We start from the raw sequence: 24220 nt of genomic DNA on the forward strand, positions 1-24220 counted from the left end.
CATGCTTTCCAACCCTAATACTGATCTGGTCTCGCGCTTTCTTCGCCTGCCTCTGGAACAACGCCAACAGTTTTACCAGCGCCTGCAAAGCCGGGGCATGAGCTTCGCCCAGTTGCCGATCGTCTCGGTCCGCGAGGCCGGCCAGGCCGTGCCGCTGTCGTATGCCCAGGAGCGCCAGTGGTTCCTCTGGCAACTGGACCCGGACAGCGCCGCCTATCATATTCCCGGCGTCCTGCGCCTGACCGGCAGCCTGGATAAGGGCGCGTTGCAGCGCAGTTTCGACAGCCTGCTGGCGCGCCATGAAAGCTTGCGCACACGTCTGAACCTGGAGGGTGAAAACCGCTCCCAGGTGGTGCTGGAGCAGGCCCACATCGAACTGCTCGAAAGCGCGGTGGACGAGGCGCAGTTGCAGGCCCGCGTGCAGGCGGAAATCACGCGGCCGTTCGATCTGCTGCACGGTCCTTTGTTGCGCTTGAGCCTGTTGCGCCTGAGCGAAGACGAACATGTGCTGGTGCTGGTGCAACACCATATCGTCTCGGACGGCTGGTCGATGGGCGTCATGGTGCAGGAGCTGATGCAGTTCTACGCGGCTTTCAGCCAGGGCCTTGAGTGTCAGTTGGCGCCGCTGTCGATTCAGTATGCGGACTATGCCCTGTGGCAGCGCAGTTGGATGGAGGCCGGAGAGAAAGCGCGCCAGCTCGGCTATTGGCGCGAACAATTGGGCGGCACCCAACCCGTATTGGAGTTGCCGTTGGATCACCCGCGCCCGGCTCGGCAAAGTTACCGTGGAGCGCGCCATGACGTTGCGCTGGAGCCGGCCCTGGTCGCCAGCCTCAAGGCCCTTGCGCAGCGCGAAGGCGTGACCTTGTTCATGCTGTTGCTGGCCTCGTTCCAGACGTTGCTGTACCGCTACAGTGGCCAATCCGATATTCGCGTCGGTGTGCCGAACGCCAACCGCAACCGCGCCGAGACTGAAGGCCTGATCGGCTTCTTCGTCAATACCCAGGTACTCAAGGCTGAGATTGACGGCCAGATGACCTTCAGCCAGTTGCTGGTCCAGGTCAAACAGCGCTCGCTGGAGGCCCAGAGCCACCAGGACCTGCCGTTCGAACAACTGGTCGAGGCGCTGCAACCCGAACGCAGCCTGAGCCATAACCCACTTTTCCAAGTGATGTTCAATCACCAGGCGCAGGCGCGCCAATCGGCGGGCGAGCAACAATTGCCGGGCCTGGCAGTGCAGCCATTGACCAGCGAAGAGCAGAGTACACAGTTCGATTTGAGCCTCGACACCGAGGAAACCGCTCAAGGACTTTGGGCCTCGTGGACCTACGCCACCGACCTCTTTGAAGCCGCCACCGTCGAGCGCATGGCGCAGCACTGGCAAGCCGTGTTGCGCAGCGTGGTCGCCAGCGATGTGCAGCTACGTATCGAGCAAATGGCGATGCTGGCCGACGCAGAACAGCGCCAGTTGCTGGACGACTGGAACCACGGCGCGGCGGCGTTTGAAAGCATCGTCGGCGTGCAAGGGCTGTTTGAGGCCCAGGCGCAGCAACGGCCGCACGCTATCGCGCTGTGCCTCGACGAGCAGTCGCTTACCTATGCCGAACTGAATCAGCAGGCCAACCGCCTGGCCCATTACCTGATCGGCCAGGGCGTCGGTCCCGAGGTGATGGTCGGCGTCGCGGTCGAGCGCTCGTTTGCCATGGTCGTCAGCCTGTTGGCGATTCTCAAGGCCGGTGGCGCGTATGTGCCGCTCGACCCGCAATACCCGCGCGAACGCCTGTTGCACATGGTGCAGGACAGCAATGTGCGGCTGGTGCTGTGCCACTCCGCGCAGGCATTAGCGTTGTCAGCGGACGTCGCGCGGTTGGATATTGACCGCGCTGAAGAGGCGTTGCAGCGCTGTGCGCAGGATAATCCGCACGTCGCCGTGGACCCGCACAACCTCGCGTATGTGATCTACACCTCCGGTTCCACCGGTAAACCCAAAGGCGTGGCGATCAACCATCGCGCGCTGACCGAATTCTCCAGCATCGCCGCCGCGTACTCGCGCCTGAGCCCCGATGATCGCGTGCTGCAATTTGCGACCCTGAACTTCGACGGCTTCGTCGAGCAGCTTTATCCGGCCCTGACCCATGGCGCCACCGTGGTCTTGCGCGGTGCCGAGTTGTGGGACAGCGGGCGGCTGTACGCCGAAATCATCCGCCAGGGGATTACCCTGGCCGACTTGCCGACGGCCTATTGGAACCTGTTCCTGCTCGATTGCCTGGCAGCGGGACCGCGTGCTTATGGCGCGCTGCGCCAGGTGCATATTGGCGGCGAAGCGATGCCGCTCGATGGCCCGGCGCAATGGCTGAAAGCCGGCCTCGGCCATGTGCGCTTGCTCAACACTTACGGCCCTACCGAAGCCACCGTGGTGTCGAGCGTACTGGACTGCACGAACGGTGCCGAGGTGATCGGCGCCACCGCCAGCCCGATTGGCCGCTCGCTGCCGGGGCGTGCGCTGTATGTGCTGGATCGCGACCTGAACCTGGCGCCATTGGGCGCGGTGGGCGAGTTGTATATCGGCAGCTGGTGCGGCCTGGCCCGCGCTTATCTGAACCGTCCGTTGCTGACCGCCGAGCGCTTTGTGCCGGACCCCTTTGGCGCGACCGGCGGGCGCCTGTACCGCAGCGGCGACCTTGCGCGTTACCGCGCTGACGGGGTTATCGAATACGTCGGGCGGGTGGACCATCAGGTAAAAATTCGCGGTTTCCGCATTGAACTGGGCGAAATCGAAGCGCTGTTGCTGGCCCAGGAAGGCGTGCGTGAAACCCTGGTACTGGCTGTCGATAACCAACTGATCGCCTACCTGGTGGCCGACCCGCAGGACGCCGATGCGCTCAAAGGCGTGCTGCGCGAGCAACTGCCGGATTACATGGTGCCCGCGCACTTGATGTTCCTGGAACGCATGCCGCTCAACCCCAACGGCAAGCTCGACCGCCAGGCCCTGCCGAAACCCCAAGCCAGCCAGTTGCAGCAGGCCTGGGTCGCGCCGGTGACTGAGCTTGAGCAGCAGGTGGCGGCCGTCTGGGCCAAGATCCTCGGGGCTGAGCGAGTGGGCTTGACGGACCATTTCTTTGAGATGGGCGGGCACTCGTTGCTGGCGATGCAAGTCATCTCGCAGTTGCGTCAGTTGCTGGGCCGCGACGTGCCCTTGCGCAGCCTGTTCGAGCAGCCACGCCTGCAAGGCTTTGTCGCCAGTGTGCTGGCGGATGGCGCGCACGCCGTGCCGTCGGCACCGCCGATACAGGCGGTAGGGCGTGATCAGCCATTGCGGCTGTCGTATGCCCAGGAACGCCAATGGTTCCTCTGGCAACTGGACCCCGACAGCGCGGCGTACCATATCCCCAGCGCCTTGCGCCTGCGCGGCCAACTCGATGTCGACGCCTTGCAGCGCAGTTTCGACACCCTGGTGGCGCGCCATGAAAGCTTGCGCACCTTGGTGCAGCAGGAGGACGAGGGCGCGGTGCAAGTCATTCAAGCGCCGTCCCCGCTGTCTATTACGTTCGCCGAGGTCGACGAGGCCCATGTGCAGGCGCGGGTCGAAGCCGAAATCGCCCAACTGTTCGATCTGCAGCGGGGTCCGTTGCTGCGCGTCACTGTGCTGCGCCTGGCGGCGGATGAGCATGTACTGGTGCTGGTGCAGCACCATATCGTCTCCGATGGCTGGTCGATGCAGGTGATGGTCGATGAGCTGGTGCAGCTCTACGCCGCCTACAGCCAGGGTCAGAGTCCGCAATTGCCGAGCATGCCGATCCAGTACGCCGACTACGCGCTGTGGCAACGCGACTGGATGGAAGCCGGGGAGAAGCAGCGGCAACTGAGCTACTGGCGCGACCTGCTGGGCGGGGAGCAGCCAGTCCTTGAGCTGCCGTTCGATCACCAGCGTCCGGCCCACCAAAGCCATCGCGGTGCACGCCTGGAAGTGCTGCTGCCGGCGTCGCTGAGCGCCGGTCTCAAAGCCTTGGCACAAGCCCAGGGCGTGACGATGTTCATGCTGTTGCTGGCGTCATTCCAGACCCTGTTGCACCGCTACAGCGGGCAGCAGGACATCCGTGTCGGCGTGCCGATTGCCAACCGCAACCGCATCGAGACCGAGCGCCTGATCGGCTTTTTCGTCAACACCCAGGTGCTCAAGGCCGAGATCGACGGGCACACCACGGTCGGCGAGTTGCTGGCGCAGGTCAAACAGCGCGCCTTGGAGGCCCAGGCCCATCAGGACCTGCCGTTTGAGCAACTGGTGGAAGCGTTGCAACCGGAACGCAGCCTGAGCCTCAACCCGCTGTTCCAGGTGATGTTCAACTACCAGGCCGATGGGCCGGCCGTTGATGCGCCGGCACTCGCGCAGCTGCGCTTCGAGCACATGAGCTGGGAAACCCGCACGGCGCACTTCGACCTTGACCTGGACGCTCACGACAGTCGTGAGGGACTCTGGGCCTCCCTGGGTTACAGCACCGATCTGTTTGAAGCCCCCACCATCGAGCGCATGGCGCGCCATTGGCAGAACCTGTTGCAGGCGATGGTTGCCGATCAACAGCAGTCCATCAGCCAGTTGAACCTGCTGGACGAGGATGAGCAACAGCACATCCTTGCGCTGTGGAACCAAACCAACGCCGGCTTCAGCGCCGAGCGCCTGGTGCACGAACGGGTGGCCGACCGTGCGCGGGAAAATCCCGCTGCCGTGGCGGTGAAGTTCGACACACAAACCCTGAGCTATGGCGAGCTGGACCGCCAGGCCAACCGCCTGGCCCATACCTTGATCGCCCGTGGCATCGGCCCCGAAGTGCGCGTGGCCATCGCCATGCCGCGCAGCGCCGAAAGTCTGGTGGCGTTCCTCGCGGTGCTCAAGGCCGGTGGCGTCTACGTACCGCTGGATATCGAATACCCGCGTGATCGCCTGCTGTACATGATGCAGGACAGCCGCGCCCAATTGCTGCTGAGCCACACCCGCGCGCTGCCGCTACTGCCGGTACCCGAAGGCATGCAGACGCTGGCCATCGATAGCACCGAGGCCTGGGCCGACTACAGCGACACTGCGCCTCAGGTCAACCTGCACGGCGACAACCTCGCCTACGTGATCTACACCTCCGGTTCCACCGGCATGCCTAAAGGCGTAGCGGTCGCCCATGGGCCGTTGGTGGCGCACATCATTGCCACTGGCGAGCGCTACGAAACCAGTCCTGCCGATTGCGAACTGCACTTCATGTCATTCGCCTTCGACGGTTCCCACGAAGGCTGGATGCACCCGCTGATCAACGGCGCCAGTGTGCTGATCCGTGACGACAGCCTGTGGCTGCCCGAGTACACCTACGAACAGATGCACCGCCACAACGTGACCATGGCGGTATTCCCGCCGGTGTACCTGCAACAACTGGCCGAGCATGCCGAGCGTGACGGCAATCCACCGGCGGTGCGGGTCTACTGCTTTGGCGGCGATGCGGTGGCGCAGGCCAGCTACGACCTGGCCTGGCGCGCGCTCAAGCCGACCTACCTGTTCAACGGCTACGGCCCGACTGAAACTGTGGTCACGCCGCTGCTGTGGAAAGCCCGCCGAGGCGATCCTTGCGGCGCCGTCTACGCGCCAATCGGCACGTTGCTGGGCAACCGCAGCGGCTATGTGCTGGATGCGCAACTCAATCTGCAACCCATCGGCGTCGCCGGCGAGTTGTACCTGGGCGGCGAGGGCGTGGCCCGAGGTTACCTGGAGCGTCCGGCACTGACCGCCGAGCGCTTTGTGCCCGACCCGTTCGGCAAACCCGGCAGCCGTGTGTACCGCAGCGGCGACCTGACCCGAGGCCGCCCGGATGGGGTGGTGGATTACCTCGGCCGTGTCGACCATCAGGTGAAGATCCGTGGCTTCCGTATTGAGCTGGGCGAGATCGAAGCGCGCCTGCGCGAACAGGACAGCGTCGGTGAAACCGTGGTGGTGGCCCAGGAAGGCCCGAGTGGCAAGCAATTGGTGGCCTATGTGGTGCCGGCCTCGGCGCAGTTCAACGAGGTTGAATTCCGTGATGCCTTGCGTCAGGCCCTGAAGGCTCGACTGCCGGACTACATGGTGCCGGCGCACTTTATGTTCCTGGCACACATGCCGCTGACACCCAACGGCAAGCTCGACCGCAAGGGCCTGCCACAGCCGGATGCCAGCCACTTGCAGCAGACCTATGTGGCGCCGAAGAATGCGCTGGAACAGCAGATTGCCGGGATCTGGGCCGATGTGCTGCGCCTGCCGCGTGTGGGCTTGAACGACAATTTCTTTGAGCTGGGCGGCGACTCGATCATTTCGATCCAGGTGGTCAGCCGTGCACGGCAGGCCGGTATTCGCTTCACCCCCAAGGATCTGTTCCAGCACCAGACGGTGCAGAGTCTGGCGGCGGTCGCACAGATGGGCGGGCATGGGCTGGTGATCGATCAGGGCTTGGCTCGCGGCGAAGCGCTGCTGTTGCCGATTCATCAGTACTTTTTCCAGGAGGACATTGCCGAGCGTCACCACTGGAACCAATCCGTCGTCCTGCGCCCAGGCGCTCGGCTGGAGGCCCACACATTGACCGCCGCCTTGTCCGCGCTGGTGGAGCATCACGATGCATTGCGCCTGCGCTTTCGCCAGTCTTCAGGCGGCTGGCAGGCTGAGTACGGCAGCGTTGAATCGCCGGCCAATCTGCTCTGGGAAACCACCCTGGAGACGGTCGAGGCGCTTGAGCCCCTGGGCCTGGAGGCACAGCGCAGCCTGGACCTGGCAGCAGGGCCACTGATGCGTGCGGTGCTGGTCGAGTTGCCGGATGCCTCCCAACGGCTGTTGCTGGTGATCCACCACCTGGTCGTCGACGGCGTGTCGTGGCGCATTCTGCTGGAGGACTTGCAGACCGCCTACACCCAGCTGCAGAACGGGCAGGCGCTGGCATTGCCGGCCAAGACCAGTTCGACCCAAGCCTGGGCAAAACGCTTGCAGGCCCACGCCCAGAGCCCGGCCTTGCAGGAAGAACTGCGGTTCTGGCAGGCGCAATTGCAAGGCGCCGACGCCGACTTGCCGTGTGATAACCCGCAAGGTGGGTTGCACAACTCATTGGCCATTTCGGTGAACACCCATCTCGACGCGTCCTTCACCCGTCGTTTGCTGCAAGAGGCGCCTGCGGCGTATCGCACCCAGGTCAACGACCTGCTGTTGACCGCCTTGTCCCGGGTGATCACGCGCTGGACGGGCGGCGATTCGCTGCTGGTCAAGCTGGAAGGGCATGGTCGCGAAGACCTGTTCGACGACGTGGACCTGACCCGCACGGTCGGCTGGTTCACCAGCCTCTATCCGCTGGCACTGACGCCGGCGGCGAGCCTGGCGGATTCGATCAAGGGCATCAAGGAACAGCTGCGCGCGGTACCGGACAAAGGTATTGGTTTCGGTGCGCTGCGCTACCTGGGGGATGACCACGCCCGCCAGGTACTGAGTGGTCTGGCGCAACCGCGGATCACCTTCAACTACCTGGGGCAGTTCGATGGCAACTTCGACAATGATGCCGAGCAGGCATTCTTCACCCCGACGGGCGAAGAGGCTGGAGCGGAGCAGAGCGAACAGGCCTTGTTGGGCAACTGGCTGGAGATCAACGGCCAGGTCTATGGCGGTGAGCTGACCTTGAGTTGGAGCTTCAGCCGTGAAATGTTCAGCGAGGCCACCGTACAACGTCTGGCCGATGCCTACGCGCAGGAACTCAAGCAACTGATCGAGCATTGCTGCCTGGCGCCCCATCAGGGCGTGACCCCGTCGGACTTCCCGTTGGCTGCGCTGACCCAGGCCCAACTGGACCAGTTCGCGCTCGCCGCTGTGGATGACGTCTATCCATTGGCGCCGCTGCAGCAAGGCATGCTGTTCCACGCCCTGTATGAGCCCCAGGCGGGTGATTACGTCAACCAGATGCGCGTGGATGTCGAAGGCCTGGACGTGCCGCGTTTCCGCGATGCCTGGCAGGCGGCACTGGATAACCACGACATTCTGCGCACCGGCTTCATCTTGCATGGCAGCCTGGAGCACCCGCTGCAAGTGGTGCATCGCCACGCGCGGTTGCCGTTTATTGAAACCGAGTGCCCGGAGGGTGACGGGCAGCAACAGCATCTGGACCGTCTGGCCGATTCGCAACGCCTGCAAGGTTTCAACCTGGAGCAGCCGCCGCTGATCCGTATCGCGTTGGCCCACACTGGACCGCAGCGTTGCCACCTGATCTACACCAGCCACCACATCCTGATGGATGGCTGGAGCAGTTCCCAATTGCTCGGTGAAGTCCTTGAGCGTTACGCCGGCCATGCGCCGCAAGCCCAGGTCTCGCGTTACCGGGACTTTATCGCGTGGTTGCAAGCCCAGGACAAAACCCTGCGCGAAGCGTTCTGGAAGACGCAACTGGCCAAGCTGGAAGAGCCGACCCGGCTGTTCCAGGCGCTGCCGCGCAATCAGGATCAAGCCGCGTCGGGCCTGGGTGAGTACGCGCTTGAGCTGGATGCCGCGCAGATGACCAGGCTCAAGGCGTTTGCCCAGGGCCAGAAAATCACCCTCAACACCCTGGTGCAATCGGCCTGGTTACTGCTGTTGCAACGCTACACCGGGCAGGACACCGTGGCCTTCGGCGCCACGGTCTCGGGTCGCCCCGGCGAGCTGCGTGGTGTAGAGCAGCAGGTCGGGTTGTTCATCAATACCTTGCCGGTGGTGGCAACGCCTCGGCCGGATATGCCGGCGGCGCAATGGCTGCAGCACATCCAGCAGCAGAACGTGGCGTTGCGCGAGCACGAGCACACGCCGTTGTTCGAGATGCAGCGTTGGGCCGGGCTGGGCGGTGAGGCGTTGTTCGACACCATTCTGGTGTTCGAGAACTACCCGGTGTCAGAGGTCTTGGAGCAGGGCGCCCCACTGGGCGTGCGCTTTGGCAATGTGAACAGCCGTGAGCAGACCCACTATCCGTTGTCGATTGCCGTCGGTGTCGGTGAAACCTTGAGCCTGCACTACACCTATGACCTGGGCGAGGTGGATGCCCACACGGTCATGCGCCTCAACCAGCACTTGCTGCACCTGCTGATGGAACTGGTGGCCAAGCCGCAGGCCGCGCTGGGGCAATTGACGCTGCTGACAGAACCCGAGCAGTTGGCGCTGATGGCGCAAGGTACTGCGAGGGTCAATGCGGGTCCTTGTGCTCTGGTCCAGCACCAATTCGAACAACAGGTACGCCGCACGCCACAGGCAACAGCGGTGATCTTTGGCGATCAACAGTTGACCTACGATGCCCTGAACCGGCGTGCCAACCGCCTCGCGCACGGTTTGATCGCGCAGGGTGTGGGCCCGGACTCGCTGGTGGCGATCGCCCTGGAGCGCTCCTTCGACATGCTGGCCGGGTTGCTGGCCATTCTCAAGGCCGGTGGTGCGTATGTGCCGCTTGATGCGGACTACCCACAGGAACGCCTGGCCTACATGCTCAAGGACAGTGGCGTGAAGTGGTTGCTGACCCAATCGGACCTGCACCTGCCGCTGGCCGAGGGGGTGCGCTGCCTGAGTCTGGATGGGGAGCAGGCCTGGTTGAATGCAGGCGACGACACCGACCCTCAGGTGACCGTAAGCGGCGAGAACCTGATGTATGTGATCTACACCTCTGGCACCACCGGCAACCCCAAAGGCGTGGGTGTGACCCATGAAGCGTTGGCGCAACGCCTGGCGTGGATGCAGGACACCTACCGCCTGCAGGCCGACGATGTGCTGTTGCAAAAGGCCCCGATGAGTTTTGACGTGTCGGTGTGGGAGTGCTTCTGGCCATTGATCAGCGGCAGCCGCCTGGTCATCGCGGCGCCGGGCGAACACCGCGACCCGGTGCGCCTGATGGAGTTGATCCAGGCGTTCGGCGTGACCACGCTGCACTTCGTCCCATCGCTGCTGCAGTTGTTCATGGATACACCGGGTGTGGCCCAGTGCACCCGTGTGCGCAGGATGTTCTCCGGCGGCGAAGCACTCAGCGCCGATTTGCGCGACCAGATCCTGCGCACGCTTCCCGGCGTGGTGCTGCACAACCGTTACGGGCCGACTGAAACGACGATTAATGCGACCTGGTGGCCCTGTTCCCTGGCGGATGGCGCGCGTTCGCCGATTGGCCGTCCGTTGGGCAATGTGATCTGCCGGGTGTTGGACGGTGATCTGAATCCGGTACCTGCCGGCGTGGCTGGAGAGTTGTGCGTGGGGGGCGATGGCTTGGCGCGCGGTTATCTCGGGCGGCCTGGGCTGTCGGCCGAGCGCTTTATCGCCGACCCGTTCGGCAGTGCCGGCGCCCGTTTGTACCGCACGGGCGACCGCGTGCGTTGGGCGGATGACGGCGCGTTGGAGTATCTGGGGCGCCTGGATCAGCAGATCAAGATTCGCGGCTTCCGGGTCGAACTGGAGGAAATCTGTGCGTTGTTGCTGCTCCAGGACGCGGTGGCCCAAGCGCAAGTGATCCTGCGCCAAGGCAGTGGCGGCGGCCAGTTGGTCGGCTACTACGTTGCCCAGCCGACTGCACCGGACGAAGTCGAACATGGCCTGGCTTTGCGCACTGCGTTGCAGGCCCAACTGCCGGACTACATGGTGCCCAAACACTTCGTGCGCCTGCCCGAGATGCCGTTGAGCCCGAGCGGCAAGTTGGACCGCAAGGCGTTGCCGGACCCTGGCAGCCAAGTCTTGCAAGGCGAGTACCTGGCCCCTCACAGCAACCTTGAGAAGCAACTGGCGGCGATCTGGCAGGACGTGCTGGACGTTGAGCAAGTTGGCTTGAATGACCACTTCTTCGAGTTGGGCGGGCATTCGCTGTTGGTGATCAATGTGATGTCGCGCATTCAGTTGGAGTTGGGCGTCAAAATCAGCGTGCATGAGCTGTTCCAGCATGCCCAGCTCAAGCAACTGGCGGACCATCTGCAGGGACAGGGGTCAGGGGTCAGCACCGAGAAGCTGTCGTTCCTGGATTCGCTCCTCGACGAAATGGAGGAGGTGTAATGGATAACCAGATGGCTCACAAAATCATGAAGCGCTTTATCGGCCTGCCGCTGGAGCAGCGCAAGGTCTACCTGCAGCGCATGCTGCAGGAGGGCGTTTCGCCGGCTAACCTGCCTATTCCCCAAGTGCGGCTTGAGGCCGATAGCCTGCCGCTTTCGTATGCCCAGGAGCGCCAGTGGTTTCTCTGGCAACTGGAGCCGCAGAGCGCGGCTTACCACATTCCCAGCGCCTTGCGACTCAAGGGCCGCTTGGATATTGCCGCGTTACGCAGGAGCTTTGAGCACCTGATCGCCCGGCACGAGAGTTTACGCACACGGTTCCAGCGGGTCGGTGAGGGCACGCAGCAGGAAATCCTGACCGGTTACCCGGTGGAGCTGCTGCCTGAGGACATCGATGAGCGCCACTTGAAAGCCCGCGTCGAAGAGGAGATTGCGCGGCCCTTCGACCTGGAACAAGGCCCGCTGTTACGCATCAGCCTGTTGCGTGTGGCAGAGCAGGATCATGTGCTGGTGCTGGTGCAGCACCACATCATCTCTGACGGCGGCTCGATGCAAGTGATGGTCGAGGAAGTGGTGCAGGCCTATACCGCATTCAGTCAGGGCCGTGAGATTGACTTGCCGGCGTTGCCGATCCAGTACGCGGACTACGCCCTGTGGCAGCGCAGCTGGATGGAAGCCGGGGAAAAGGAGCGTCAGTTGGAATACTGGCGCGACCTGCTCGGCGGCGACCAACCGGTGCTGGAACTGCCGTTGGACCGGCCGCGCCCGGCCGTGCAGAGTTTTCGCGGCGCGTCACTGGACATCGAGCTGGATGGCGAGTTGGCTGCCGGTATCAAGGCGTTGGCACAGCGCGAAGGGGCGACCAGTTTCATGCTGCTGTTGGCGTCCTTCCAGGCGCTGCTGTATCGCTACAGCGGGCAGCAGGACATCCGCGTCGGCGTGCCGACCGCCAACCGTAACCGCGTGGAGACACAGCGGCTGATCGGGTTCTTCGTCAATACCCAGGTGCTCAAGGCCGATATGGACGAGCACACCAGTGTCTTGACGCTGTTGCGCCAGGCGCGTCAGCGGGTACTGGAGGCCCAGGCGCACCAGGACCTGCCCTTCGAACAGCTGGTGGAAGCGCTGCGCCCGGAGCGCAGCTTGAGTTACAGCCCGTTGTTTCAGGTCATGTTCAACCATCAGGGCCGAGGTGCCGGCAGCGGCAGCGAGCCGCAGGCTTCCAGCCTGGTGCTGGAAGGGTTGGACTGGGAGAGCCGCACGGCACAGTTCGACCTCAGCTTGAATGTCTCCGAGGATGCTTCGCGTATCCAGGCTTCATTTGGCTACGCCACCGACCTGTTCGAAGCGACCACCATCGAACGCATGGCACAGCACTGGCAGCGTCTGTTGAGGGCAATGATCGCGACGCCCGAGGCGTTGATCGATTCGCTGGTGATGCTGGACGTGCAAGAGCGTCGGCAGATCGTCGACACCTGGAATGCCACCACCACCGATTACCCTCTCGAACAGGCCGTGCACCATGGCTTTGAAGCGCACGCCGAACGTACCCCGGATCGGCCCGCCCTGGTGTTTGGCCCCGCGCAATTGACCTACGCCGCCCTGAACCGCCGCGCCAACCGCCTGGCCCATGCGCTGATCGAACGCGGTGTCGGTCCGGACAGCCTGGTGGGCGTGGCGATGGAGCGCTCCGTGGAGATGGTCGTCGCCTTGCTGGCGATCCTCAAGGCCGGGGGCGCCTATGTCCCCGTCGACCCGGAATACCCTCAGGAACGCCAGGCCTACATGCTGGAGGACAGTGCGGTAAACCTGCTGTTGAGCCAGTCACACTTGAGCCTGCCGTCAGCCGACCACGTGCTGCGCATTGACCTGGACCGCGATGAATCCTGGCTGCAAGCGTACAGCGAGGCCAACCCCGGCGTGGCGCTCAGCCCTGAGAACCTCGCCTATGTGATCTACACCTCTGGTTCGACCGGGAAACCCAAAGGCGCGGGCAACAGTCACGCGGCCCTGACCAACCGCCTGTGTTGGATGCAGCAAGCCTATGCACTGGGCGCCGATGACACGGTGCTGCAGAAGACACCCTTCAGCTTTGATGTGTCGGTGTGGGAGTTTTTCTGGCCGCTGCTCAGCGGCGCCCGGCTGGTGATGGCTGCGCCTGGCGATCACCGTGATCCGGCGAAGCTGGTGGCGTTGATCACCGGTGAAGGGGTCACGACCCTGCACTTTGTCCCCTCGATGCTGCAAGCCTTCCTGCAGGACGGCCAGGTCGGGCGTTGCCGCAGTGTGCGGCGCATCGTTTGCAGCGGTGAAGCCTTGCCTGTGGACGCGCAGACCCAGGTATTCGCGAAGCTGCCACAGGCGAGTTTGTACAACCTCTACGGCCCCACGGAAGCCGCCATCGACGTGACCCATTGGACCTGTGTCGACGAAGGCAAGGACGCCGTGCCGATCGGCAAACCCATCGCGAACCTGGGTTGCCATATTCTCGACGGTAACCTGGAGCCTGTGCCGATCGGGGTACTGGGCGAGTTGTACCTGGCGGGCAAGGGGTTGGCGCGGGGGTATCACCGTCGGCCGTTGCTGACCGCTGAACGTTTTGTCGCGAGCCCGTTCGGGGCCGGGGAGCGGATGTACCGCACCGGCGACCTGGCGCGTTATCGGCCGGACGGGGTGATCGAGTACGCCGGGCGTATCGACCATCAAGTCAAACTGCGTGGCCTGCGCATCGAACTGGGCGAAATCGAGGCGCGTCTGCTGGAACATGAACGGGTCCGCGAAGCGGCGGTATTGGCCCTCGATGGCACCCAACTGGTCGGGTATGTGGTGCTCGATGAGGCGGTGCCGGACTGGCGCGAAGCCCTCGCCGCGCACTTATCGCGACACCTGCCGGCCTTTATGGTGCCGGCCCAATGGGTGGCGCTGGAAAGCATGCCGCTGAGCCCCAACGGCAAGCTTGAGCGCAAGGCGCTGCCGCGTCCTGAGGCGGCCTCACGGCAGCGCGACTATGCGCCGCCGCACACCGCGCTGGAACAGCAGGTTGCGCAGGTGTGGCAGCAGGTGTTGGGTGTCGAGCGCGTCGGCCTTGACGATAATTTCTTCGAACTGGGCGGGCATTCGTTGTTGCTGCTGGTGGTCAAGGAACGCCTGGCCGCCCAATGCGGGCTGGTGCTGACGGTCAATCAACTGATGACGCGCCCCACTGTCAGGGCACTGGCCAGCAATGCGACGGAGCAACAGGGGCACTCGCTGCTGGTGGACCTCAATGGTCGCCAGGGCGACGTGTCCTTGTTCCTGTTTCACCCCAGCTTCGGCTCGGCGCATTGCTACAAGGCGATTGCCATGGCGTTGCGCGTGGACATGCCCGTACGCGGCGTCATCTGCCGAGCACTGATCGACCCGCTGGGCGAGGTGCCGACCTGGGATGCGATGGTTGAAGACTATGCCCGGCAGATCCAGGCGGCCCAGCCGCAGGGACCGTATTACCTCGGGGGCTGGTCGCTGGGAGGCAACCTGGCGTTGCAGGTTGCCGCTTACCTGGAAGCGCGGGGCGCCGAAGTCGCATTCGTGGGCTGCATCGATGCGCCGCCACCGCTGCACGTCAAGGCGTTCTGGGACAGGGACAAACCGTTGACCCCGGTCGTAGGCGAGACCCTCGTGGACCGGCGCGTGGAGTTGCTGACGGTGATGTTCCCTGATGCTGCACAGGCCATCACCCAGGCCTGGCAGGATATTGAACACTCTGCAGTGGCTGCTGATCAGCACTGGACAGCGCTGTGTGACTGGGCCGATTCGGCCCTGGGCGAAACGTTCGCCAGCCTGCGCAATGAGTTGCAGCAGGGGGGCGAGCTGGAGGTGTCGTGGGCGTTGAAACTCACCCTGGATGAGCGTTTGCAGGATGCCGACTACGTGCGCATCGCCGCGCCGGTGAGCTGCTGGTGGGCCGCGCAAAGCAAGTCTGAACGGGATCGCCAGGTCATCAGCACGGCGCTTGAGGAGGGCATTGGTCACGGGATCGACGTTTCGGTGGTGATCGATACGACCCACGACCGAATCGTCGACAACCCTGAGTTCATTGCCTCGTTCGTCTCCGTGCTCAAGGGCGCCCGGCGCAGAGGCGTGCCTGATACACCGCATTCGTCTTGATTAGGGGCGCTTCGCACCCCAACGCGGGACAAGCCCGCTCGCCACAGAGGTCCCGGTTTGCTGCGCGGCAGCGCTACTTCGAAGAGGTAGCGGGACCTCCCTCACCACAGGGCGGCGGCTGCCGGGGTCAGAAGTTCCAGCGTGTGCTCAGCATGACGTTGCGCGGATCACCGTAGTAGGCCGTGTTGAAGAAGCCGATGTTGGTGAGGTAATACTTGTCGAACAGGTTGTTGACGTTAAGCGTCGCGCAGACGTTGTCGGTGAACTGGTACTTGGCCATGGCGTCGACCACCCAATAGGCTGGCTGGTGAATGTCTTCGGAACGGAATTTGCCGCTGTTGTAGACCTCTCGCCAGGTTTTGCCTTGCCAGCGCGCGCCGCCACCGAGGGTCAGGCGGTCCAGGGGGCCTGAGAGCTTGTAGGTGGTGAAAAAACTGACCTGGTCCTGGGGTTCCAGGGTCGAGGCCTTATCGCCATGCTCGTCGCGGATGACCTTGTGGGTGTAACCGGCCTGGGCTTGCCAGCCGGGTGCCAGCTCACCGGACAACTCGGCCTCGAAGCCCTTGGTCTTGGCGTTGATGCCCTTGTAGGCCTCGGTAAGCATCGCCGGATTGGTCGGGTTGGCGTTGTATTGCGCATCGGATTGCGCACGGTTGCTTTCATGCACTTCGAAATAGGCCAGGCTGGTGTTCAGCCCGCCGTTGAAGAACTCGCCTTTCACACCGACTTCGTAGTTTTTGCCTTCATCCGGTTCCAGCACCTTGTTGTCGCGGTCGCGGGCCGTCTGCGGATAAAAAATTTCGGTGTAGTTGGCGTATGCGGTGAAGGTGTCGTTGAGGTCGTAAGTGACCCCAACATAAGGAATCAGCTTGCCGGTTTCCGTGGTGTGGCTGTCCCCCGTCAGCCAGTAGTTGGCCACGCGACTGCCGAGAAACACGTTCAAGTCATCCGTGAGGTTCAAGCGTGCCGTTGCGTAGCCGGCCGTCTGCCGCGTGGTCTCATCGAACCGGCTGGTCACCTCGCCCCAGTTCGGTTCCGCGAAGTTGCCGTCGAAGTTCCAGAAGTCGACGACACGGCCATTGGCGTGAATCGGTGACTCCCAATTCTTGCCTTGCCAGTGGGAGTTCGACGCCGATGCGCCCACCACCAGCTCGTGTTCGCGGCCGCCGAGGCTGAACGGGCCACTGGCGTAGATGTCGCCGGAATCAGCGCGGGTATCGCCAGTGAGTTTGTTCGCGTAAACCGTCGACAAGCCGGTCGCCGGGAATGGACCAAGCTGGATCGCCCCCAGCGGAGCGTCATAACCGCTGAACTGATGGGTGTATTGGCCCTTGACCACCCAACCGTTGTCGAAATTGTGCTCCAGAGTGGCGAACGCGCTTTGGGTGAACTGCTCCCAACTGCTCCAGTTGGCGCCGCTGTTGAACGAGCGCTTCACACTGATGCGGTTACCGTTACGGTCAAACAACGGACGGCTGCCCGCCCAGCCCGAGCCGGAGGGATCGCTGTCCTGATAATCGAACCCCAGGGTCAGCAGGGTATCTTCGCTGAGGTCGGCTTCAACGGTGGCGAAATACACGTTGGTCTTGCGTTCATAGCGCTCCATGAACGAGTGCTGGTCCTGGTACGCGGCTACCGCGCGGCCGCGTACGTTGCCGCTTTCCGTGAGCGGACCGCTGACATCAATGTGGGAACGGTAGTTATCCCAGCTGCCCGCGCCTGCCTCAAGACTCGCCCTGAAGTCGCGGGTGGGTTTTTTACGGATCAGGTTGAGCGTTGCCCCAGGGGCACCGGCGCCGGCCAGTAAGCCATTGGCGCCCTTGAGCACCTCTACGCGGTCGTAGATCGCCATGTTCGTGAGGGTCTGGCCCGACGAATAGGCGGCGTTACGCAAGGTGGGGATGCCGTCATATTGGAAGTTTTCGATGGAGAAGCCGCGTGCGAAGTATTCGGTCCGCTCGCTGTCCAGTCTGGACACGGTGATACCGGGCGTATGACGCATCACATCGTCGATGGAGGCAAGCCCGAAATCATCCATGTGCTGGCGTGTGATCACACTGATGGACTGCGGTGTTTCACGCGGGGTCAGCACCATCCGCGTGGCGGTAGCAATGGTGCCCGGGGTATAGGAACCCGAACCTTCGGTCACCGTGCCCAACTGGTTGGCGGTCACCGCAGTGGTCCCCAGCTCCAGCGCGGCGGAACCGCTCGCCGTGATGGTGACGGTATTACCTTGCAGGCCGTAGTTGATGCCTGTGCCCTTGAGCAGGGCGGTGAGGGCCTGGATGGGCTCCAGCGTGCCCGTCACCGCCTTGCTGCTTTTGCCTTGCACATCCATCGGGCTGTACAGCACCTGCAGATTGGTCTGGCGGCCAAACTCCTGCAGTGCGGCCCCCAACGGCTGGGCCGCGATAGTGATCTCGATCTCATGGGCCTGTACGTAACCGGCGATGGGCAGCGTCACCGCCAGGGCCAGCGCACAAGGCATCAGGTTGACGTTCAGGGCCCGCCGCATGAACAGCGCGTTGCTCAAGGGGCGCAGACCGAGGCGTACTGACATGGATGTGTTCTCTTCTGTGTTTTCAGGCAGGCAGTTTACAAGCGTTTTTGAGTCTGGTTCTCATTAACACTAGTAAGACGTAGCTGCCCGGAAAAACCGGAAAAGAAAATTCACGCCAGCTCCATTTCCTCCACCACTTTGCCGGCGCGCAGGCGTACCAACTGGTCGGCGATGTCGAAATAGCGGTCGTCGTGGCTGATCACGATGATGGTCTTGCCCAGGCGCTTGAGGTCCGGCAGCAGCTCTGTGTAGAAGATGCGGCGGAAGGCCGGATCCTGGTCGGCGGCCCATTCATCGAACACCAGCACCGGGCGTTCCTCCAGCCAGGCATTGACCAACGCCAGGCGCTTGCGCTGCCCGGTGGACAGGTCGGTGGTGCTGAATGCGCCGTCCTTGATCGTGACTTTGTGCGCAATTTCCAGGCGTTCCAGGTACTGGGCGGCACTGTCCATCGATTGCGGCCCGCCACTCTGGACCAGGTCGTCAAACAGGTAATAGTCGGCGAACACCGTGGTGAACAACTGGCGATAATCGTCGCGGGTAGGCGCGGTCACCGCTTCGCCATTGAGGTGGATCTCACCGGATTGCGGTTGATACAGCCCCAGCAGCAGCTTGATCAGCGTGGTTTTGCCACAGCCGTTCTCGCCCACGATAAACACGATATCGCCTTGCTTGATGGTCAGGTTGATAGGCCCCAGATGGAACGGCTCGCTGCCTTCCACCGGCGGTGGGCTGTAGCTGACGTTGCGTAGTTCCAGGCTGCTAACCACCGGTTTTGGGGCTTCGGTGTCTTCGAGCAGCAGATGCGGCTCGGGGGACGAGAAGCGTTCGGACAGTTCGGCGATACGCGAGAACGCGATCTGCGCGCGGCTGACGATCGGCAGTGCCGTCACCACATGCTCAAGGGGGCCTTTCATGTACAGCAACACCAGCACGAAACCGGTAATCACCGCCGGGTCGGGGTTGGGGTTATAGGCCTGGAACGCCAGCGCCAGACCGATGACCACAAAGAACAACATGGAGCCGAAGGTCTTGGCGACGATGAAGATGTTCACCGAGCGCACCTGGATATCGCTGATACGGTCGGCGGTGGCCTGGATGCGATGGGTATTCATGCGGTAGCGGCGCGGCCGATGGATGCGCAGCTCCTTTGCGCCGGAGGCAATTGCGCTGTAGTAGCGCTGCAGTTCGTCTTCCTGGTCGCGGGCGGCTTCGAAGCCCTTGATTCCTGCGGAGCGCGCTACGTACTGCACCGAGGTACCGATCACAATCGCCACGATCATCATCAAGAACATCGGCACCGACAGGTACGCCAGGTAGCCCAGGCAGCCCAGCGTGACCGTGGAGGCGATGGCCAATGGGGTGAAGGAAAAGGAAAAGTCACTGATGGTGTCGACGTCGTGGGTCAGCACCGGAATCAGCTTATGGGTGCGGTAGCGCTCGATTTGCTCGATGGGGGCTGACAGCACTTTCTCACCGAGTTCCTTGCGCAGGGCAGCGATGATGCGTTGACCGACGTAGTTGGTGCCGATGTCCGAGACGATTGAACTGATCAGGGCGAGCACACACAGCGCCGCGAAGGTCAGAATCACCCCTTGCGTCATGCCGGTGGAGGAGTGCAGGGCTTTATTGATGGTCGCCAGCAGCAACGTGATGGCCAGGCCGCCGGCCATGCCCAGGGCGACGGAGATCGTCATGATGGTGCGAAAGGGCCTGAGCAATGCGAGCAGGCCTTTGAAGGCGCCGCGCTTGGGGTCGGTCATAAATACTTCCCGGAAAGTGAGTGAGAGGGGGACTGGGCACACAGACCCTTACCCATGACAAACGAAGTGTTGGCGCGACTATTTAGCTCGGTGTGCGCGACGGAGCGGTGCGCGGATAAATTGCCCGGCACCTGGTTCGTTCTTGTGGTGTAGGCGCACGCGTATGGGCGCGTGCCTGATCTATCCAGCGAGAGCGAAGCAATGACGAAAAAGAACCTGGTGTATGTGTGGTCCCTGCGCAATGCCGCTGCCGACAAGGCCGGCCAGCCAGTGGCCTACAAGGACCACGAGCGCTACATGAAATCGGTGCTGGAATTTCTGGTGGGGTCGCTCAACGACACGCCCTTGGGCGAGGCCTACAACCTGGTGGGCGTGGTGTATGACGACGATGAGCGGAACCCGCGTGACCAGCAGTTGGTGGCTGACTATGGGTTTGCCTACAAGCCGGGGCGCCAGTGGCTCTATCCGGCGGATTTGCAGGTGCAGGGCAGGCTGGTCAATGATCTGCTGCTGAGCGTGCCGTCCACCTATCGCCGCCTGCCACGGGGCAGTGCCGAGCATATCGCCGGCAAGCAGGACTTCGAGCGTCGCCTGCATGACACGCTGGTGGAGTTGAAGGCCGATATCGTGGTGCTGGACGGCTTGCTGGTGATCCTCGATGAACTGGTACGCCCGGGCGCGCCGTTTGCACGTCGGATCATGAACATTCACCCCGGTATCACCCGGATCGAATCGCCCTATGAGCGCCGGGGTGCCTACGCCACCTGGAATGCCTTGTACGGTGCCCGTGGCCAAGCCGTGGTGGATTGGGCGACCAAGCAGACGCAGCCGTGTGAACCGCTGTACCTCACTGGCGCGTCATTCCACTACGTGGACAACGGCATCGACTCCGGCGAAGTGTTCCACGACGTGCTCAAGACCGAGATCTCCCCGGACGACACTATCCTCGAACTGCGCTGGAACAACTTCAACAACAGCCTGTTCCCGGCATTGCATGAAGGCCTGGAGCTGTTGGCGCAGAAGGGGGTCTAAGCCGCGCACGATTTGACTGTGGGAGGGGGATTGCTCCCGATGGCGGAGTATCAGTCAATGGCGATGTCGACTGCCGCACCCCATCGGGAGCAAGCCCCCTCCCACATCAAATCCCGTCAGCTTCAGAGATCGCGCACTACCCTGAAGCCAATCCAATCCCCACGCGTCTGCGGATAGATGTTATTGCGGTTGCCCGAGCGCGAGAACACCGGCGCTTCGCCCCAGTCATTGCCCCGAATCTGGTAGCCCTTGCAGTTCGGCTCCATCCAGGCGCTGCCGTCGGTGGGGGCACCGATATAGTTGGGGTGCTCGCAGTCGGCAACCCGCTCATAGACATTGCCATGCATGTCGTACATGCCAAATGCGTTAGGCGGGTAGCTGCCCACGGGCGAGGAATAGCTGTAGCCATCGGCCGGGCCATAGGTGTTGGCATGCTTGGCGATGCTGTAGCCCTTGCCCTCGTCGAACGGGAACGGGAATGGCCCGGTGGAGCCAGCACGCGCGGCGTATTCGCGCTGAGCTTCGCTGACCATGTGGTACCGCTGGCCGGTCTTTTTCGACAGCCACGCCACATAGTTCTTGATGTCGTCCATGTCCATGCACACCGCCGGCTGGCGCGGGCCCTGGGGGTAGCGCGGCTTGCTGGCGATGCATTCGCGGCCAGGGCGGGTGTCGCCGTCGGCGATCTTCACGCCGGTCTGGCGGATATAGCTGTCCCATTCGCCGGCGGTGATGTGGAAGCGGCTCATGGCGAACGGCTTGGCGAAGGTCACGTCATGCATCGGGCCTTCGTCCGGCTCGCGGCCGACTTCATCTTCCGGCGTGCCCATGGTGAAGGTGCCGGCGGGCAGCACGACCATCTCCGGGCAGTCCTTGCAGTCCTTGAACACTTTGCCCGGTTGCGGTGTGGCGGCCTGGGCGAGGCCTGGCAGCAGCGCGCCGCACAGCGCGGTCAGCGCCAGGGCCGTCAGGGGTTTGAGTCGAAATGGAGTCATGTGGGCCTCTCGTGCAAAGGGGGAAAGGAGGGTCACAACCGCTGGCTGAGCAGGGTCATGAAGCGCTGGATTTCGTTGGAGTTGTTGAGCAGGCCAGGCGCCGTGCGGATCACCGGGCCGACATCGCGGTCTACCGCGTCGATCACTACACGGTTCTTCTGCATATAGGCCGCCACCGCGTCACTCGCCTGGCCCTTGACCCGGAAGAAGGTAAAGCCTGCGGACAGTTCGCGGCTGCGCGGGGTGACCAGTTCGATCTGCGGGTGCGCCAGCAACTGGTCCTTGAGTTCGGCGTTCAGCCCATGGATGCGCGCCTGCACCGGCGCCTTGCCCAGTTGCAAGTGCAGCTTGAAGGCCTCATCCGCCGCCCAGCGATGCTCGAAGGCGTGATAGCCACCGGGTGTCATGGTGGTGGAGAAGTCCTTGTCTTCGGAGAAGGTCGGCACCATGGGTGTGACGTACGGGTTTTCAGGATTGCGCGCACAGACCAGCCCGGTGCCGCGCGGACCGAACATCCATTTATGGGTGCCGGCGATAAAGAAGTCGCAGCGCATGTCGGGGAAGTCGAGGTTTTCCACGCCGAAACCATGCACGCCATCCACCACATAGAGCATGCGGTCCTTGTCGTCGCGGTTGCGGTTGTACTCCTCCACCAGCTTGCCGATCTCGCCGATGGGCAGTTTCACGCCGCTGCCGGACTGCACCCAGGTCATGCCCAGTACGCGGGTGTTGGGGCGGATATTGCGCTGGATATTGCCCAGCACCTCATCGGCAGAGACCTGGCTGGCGCGTTCGAACAGTTTGATCCGGCGTACCTGAGTGCCTTGCTTGAGCACACGGAAATCCAGCACATTTTGGGTCGCGTAATGCTCGTGCACGGTGGTGAGGATTTCCTGGTCCGGGCGCACCTTGATGCCGCCATAGATCATCGCCAAGCCTTCGGAAGTGCTGCCGGTGAGGGCGATCTGCGGCGGCGTGGCCTTGAGGTAGCGGCCAGCCCATTCGCGCACCTGGCCCTCGCGTTTCCAGGTTTCCTCCAGGTCCCAGTCCATGGCGAGCCCGGGGTTGCGGTCAATCTGCGTGCGGTAGCGCTCAATGGCTTCGCGCACCGGCCGGGGGTGCGAGGCCACGAGGAAATTGGAGAAGTGCAGGTAATCCGGGTCCTGGTTGAATAACTGCTTGAACCCCGTCCATGGGTCATTCGTTGCGTTGGCGGCCAGGGCTTGCGGGAGGTATGCAGCACCCAGCGGCAGGCTGGCGGCAAACACCCCGGCCTGCTTGAGAAACGTACGGCGGTCGGTCATGGACATGCTTCTGGATGATTAGCGGTTGGCCAAGGGTTTGGCGGCTTTTTGTACCTGGTCCCACACCCGCAGGAAGTTGCCTCCCCACAGCTTGGCGATATCGGCTTCGGAGTAGCCGCGCTGGATCAGTTCAGCGGTGACGTTGCGGATTTCGCCGACGTTGTTCCAGCCGTCGAGGCCGCCGCCGTCGTTGAAGTCCGAAGCGATGCCGACGTGATCGATACCAATCTTGCGCACGGTGTAGTCGACAGCGTCGCCCCAGTCCTTGAGCGTGGCCTTGGGTTCTTCTTCAAGAATGCCGTACAGCCCCTGGGCGTACTGGCCGAACTTCTGCTCCGGCCATGCCGCGATGATCGCGTCCCCTGGCATCAGGGCCATGGCCAGGTTGGGCAAGGGTGGCAGGTCGAAACGCGCGCGCAGGGTATTGAGTTTGTCCTGGGTCGGCTGGCTCAGGGGGCGTATATAGGCCGGGAAGCCCACCACCTGCACCACGCCGCCGCTGTTTTTGATCAGCTGCAACTCCTTGTCGCTGAGGTTGCGCGGGATGTCGACCGACGCGCGCGGTGCAGAGTGGGACGCCACCATCGGCGTGCGACTCAGTTGCGCGACTTGCTCCAGCGCCTTGGTCGACATCTGCGACACATCAATGATCACCCCCAGGTCGTTGAGGCGCTGCACGGCCTGCTTGCCGATGTCCGACAGGCCTTCAAGCGCATCGACGGAGTCATTGAAAAATGGCAGCGGGCGTGAAGAGTCGGACCAGGCGTTATTGCCGATATAACTAAAACCGAACATGCGCATGCCGCGTGCGGCCCACAGGTCCAGTTGGTTCAGGTCGTTACCCAGTGGGTAGGCATTGAGCATGCTGATAAAAATTGCGAACTTGCCTTCGCCATGCAGGCGTCGAAAGTCATCCGGTGTATAGGCAATGCCGACTTGATTGGGAAAGTCACGCACCATGCCGGAGATGATCTTGTAGCGCACTTCCTGCTCGTGGCGTGCTTCCTCGACAAAACCGTCCGTGGGCTTGTGCGGCGCGTTGGGGCCATTCCAGATTTCCGGCCAGCCGAAGATCGTCAGGGCTGCGCCGGACAAGCGCCCGCGTGCCGCCTTGGCCAGGTCGAACTGGCCGCTGCCGTCCTTGTCCGCCTCGTTGCCGGCGGTGCCGAAGTCCATGGGGACGGTGATATGGCTGTCGAACGACAGCAGGCGGTCCTGCATTTCATTGGCTTGCTTGATCACTGCCAGTGGGTAGCCGGCATTGCCCTTGAACCAGTGATTCCAGACCAGGAAGCCTGCGCCGGCACCGATGGCCAGTGCCAGCGGCAAGCCGAGGTACAGCGCCTTTTTCGAACGTGGTTTTGTCATTGCCATCTCAGTCAGTTGAGGCCTTCGCTA

The 24220-nt window shown here is 62.9% G+C and carries 8 protein-coding genes; 3 read left to right on the plus strand and 5 right to left on the minus strand.

All coding sequences use genetic code 11. The features are described 5' to 3' along the window. The first annotated feature begins 1 nt into the window (after position 1). Positions 2 to 11023, plus strand: coding sequence for a non-ribosomal peptide synthase/polyketide synthase (locus J1G35_RS24210; protein ID WP_223016208.1), 11022 nt, complete (start codon positions 2 to 4; stop codon positions 11021 to 11023). Next, complete coding sequence (locus tag J1G35_RS24215; RefSeq protein ID WP_223016209.1) at positions 11023 to 15168, plus strand: amino acid adenylation domain-containing protein; 4146 nt, start codon at positions 11023 to 11025, stop codon at positions 15166 to 15168. The genes J1G35_RS24210 and J1G35_RS24215 overlap by 1 nt, the downstream gene beginning before the upstream one ends. 127 nt (positions 15169 to 15295) lie before the next feature. Here J1G35_RS24215 and J1G35_RS24220 read toward each other — a convergent pair whose 3' ends face one another. Further along, a complete protein-coding gene (locus J1G35_RS24220) occupies positions 15296 to 17683 on the minus strand; it encodes a TonB-dependent siderophore receptor (RefSeq protein ID WP_279309468.1) in 2388 nt (795 codons plus the stop codon). Between the two features lie 155 nt (positions 17684 to 17838). Continuing rightward, the gene (locus tag J1G35_RS24225) at positions 17839 to 19491 is read right to left on the minus strand and encodes a cyclic peptide export ABC transporter (protein WP_223016211.1); all 1653 of its coding nucleotides are present in this window, start codon (positions 19489 to 19491) and stop codon (positions 17839 to 17841) included. Positions 19492 to 19692: 201 nt separating this feature from the next. Between J1G35_RS24225 and J1G35_RS24230 the strand changes: the two genes are divergently transcribed. Further along, entirely contained in the window at positions 19693 to 20523 is an 831-nt protein-coding gene (locus tag J1G35_RS24230; RefSeq protein WP_223016212.1) for a N(5)-hydroxyornithine transformylase PvdF, read from the plus strand. 122 nt (positions 20524 to 20645) lie between these two features. On the opposite strand, the gene J1G35_RS24235 is transcribed toward J1G35_RS24230, so the two are convergent. The 3 genes from J1G35_RS24235 to pvdM are packed head-to-tail and all read right to left on the minus strand — an operon-like array spanning position 20646 to position 24190. After that, the gene (locus J1G35_RS24235; RefSeq protein ID WP_053135367.1) at positions 20646 to 21518 is read right to left on the minus strand and encodes a formylglycine-generating enzyme family protein; all 873 of its coding nucleotides are present in this window, start codon (positions 21516 to 21518) and stop codon (positions 20646 to 20648) included. Between the two features lie 32 nt (positions 21519 to 21550). After that, entirely contained in the window at positions 21551 to 22822 is a 1272-nt protein-coding gene (locus J1G35_RS24240; protein ID WP_223016213.1) for an aminotransferase class V-fold PLP-dependent enzyme, read from the minus strand. 18 nt (positions 22823 to 22840) lie between these two features. Next, positions 22841 to 24190, minus strand: a complete 1350-nt coding sequence (gene pvdM / locus J1G35_RS24245) for a pyoverdine-tailoring dipeptidase-like protein PvdM (protein WP_223016214.1) — start codon at positions 24188 to 24190, stop codon at positions 22841 to 22843. Positions 24191 to 24220 lie beyond the last annotated feature (30 nt).

The organism is Pseudomonas sp. SH10-3B, assembly GCF_019891415.1.
In the GTDB taxonomy this organism is placed as follows: Bacteria; Pseudomonadota; Gammaproteobacteria; order Pseudomonadales; family Pseudomonadaceae; genus Aquipseudomonas.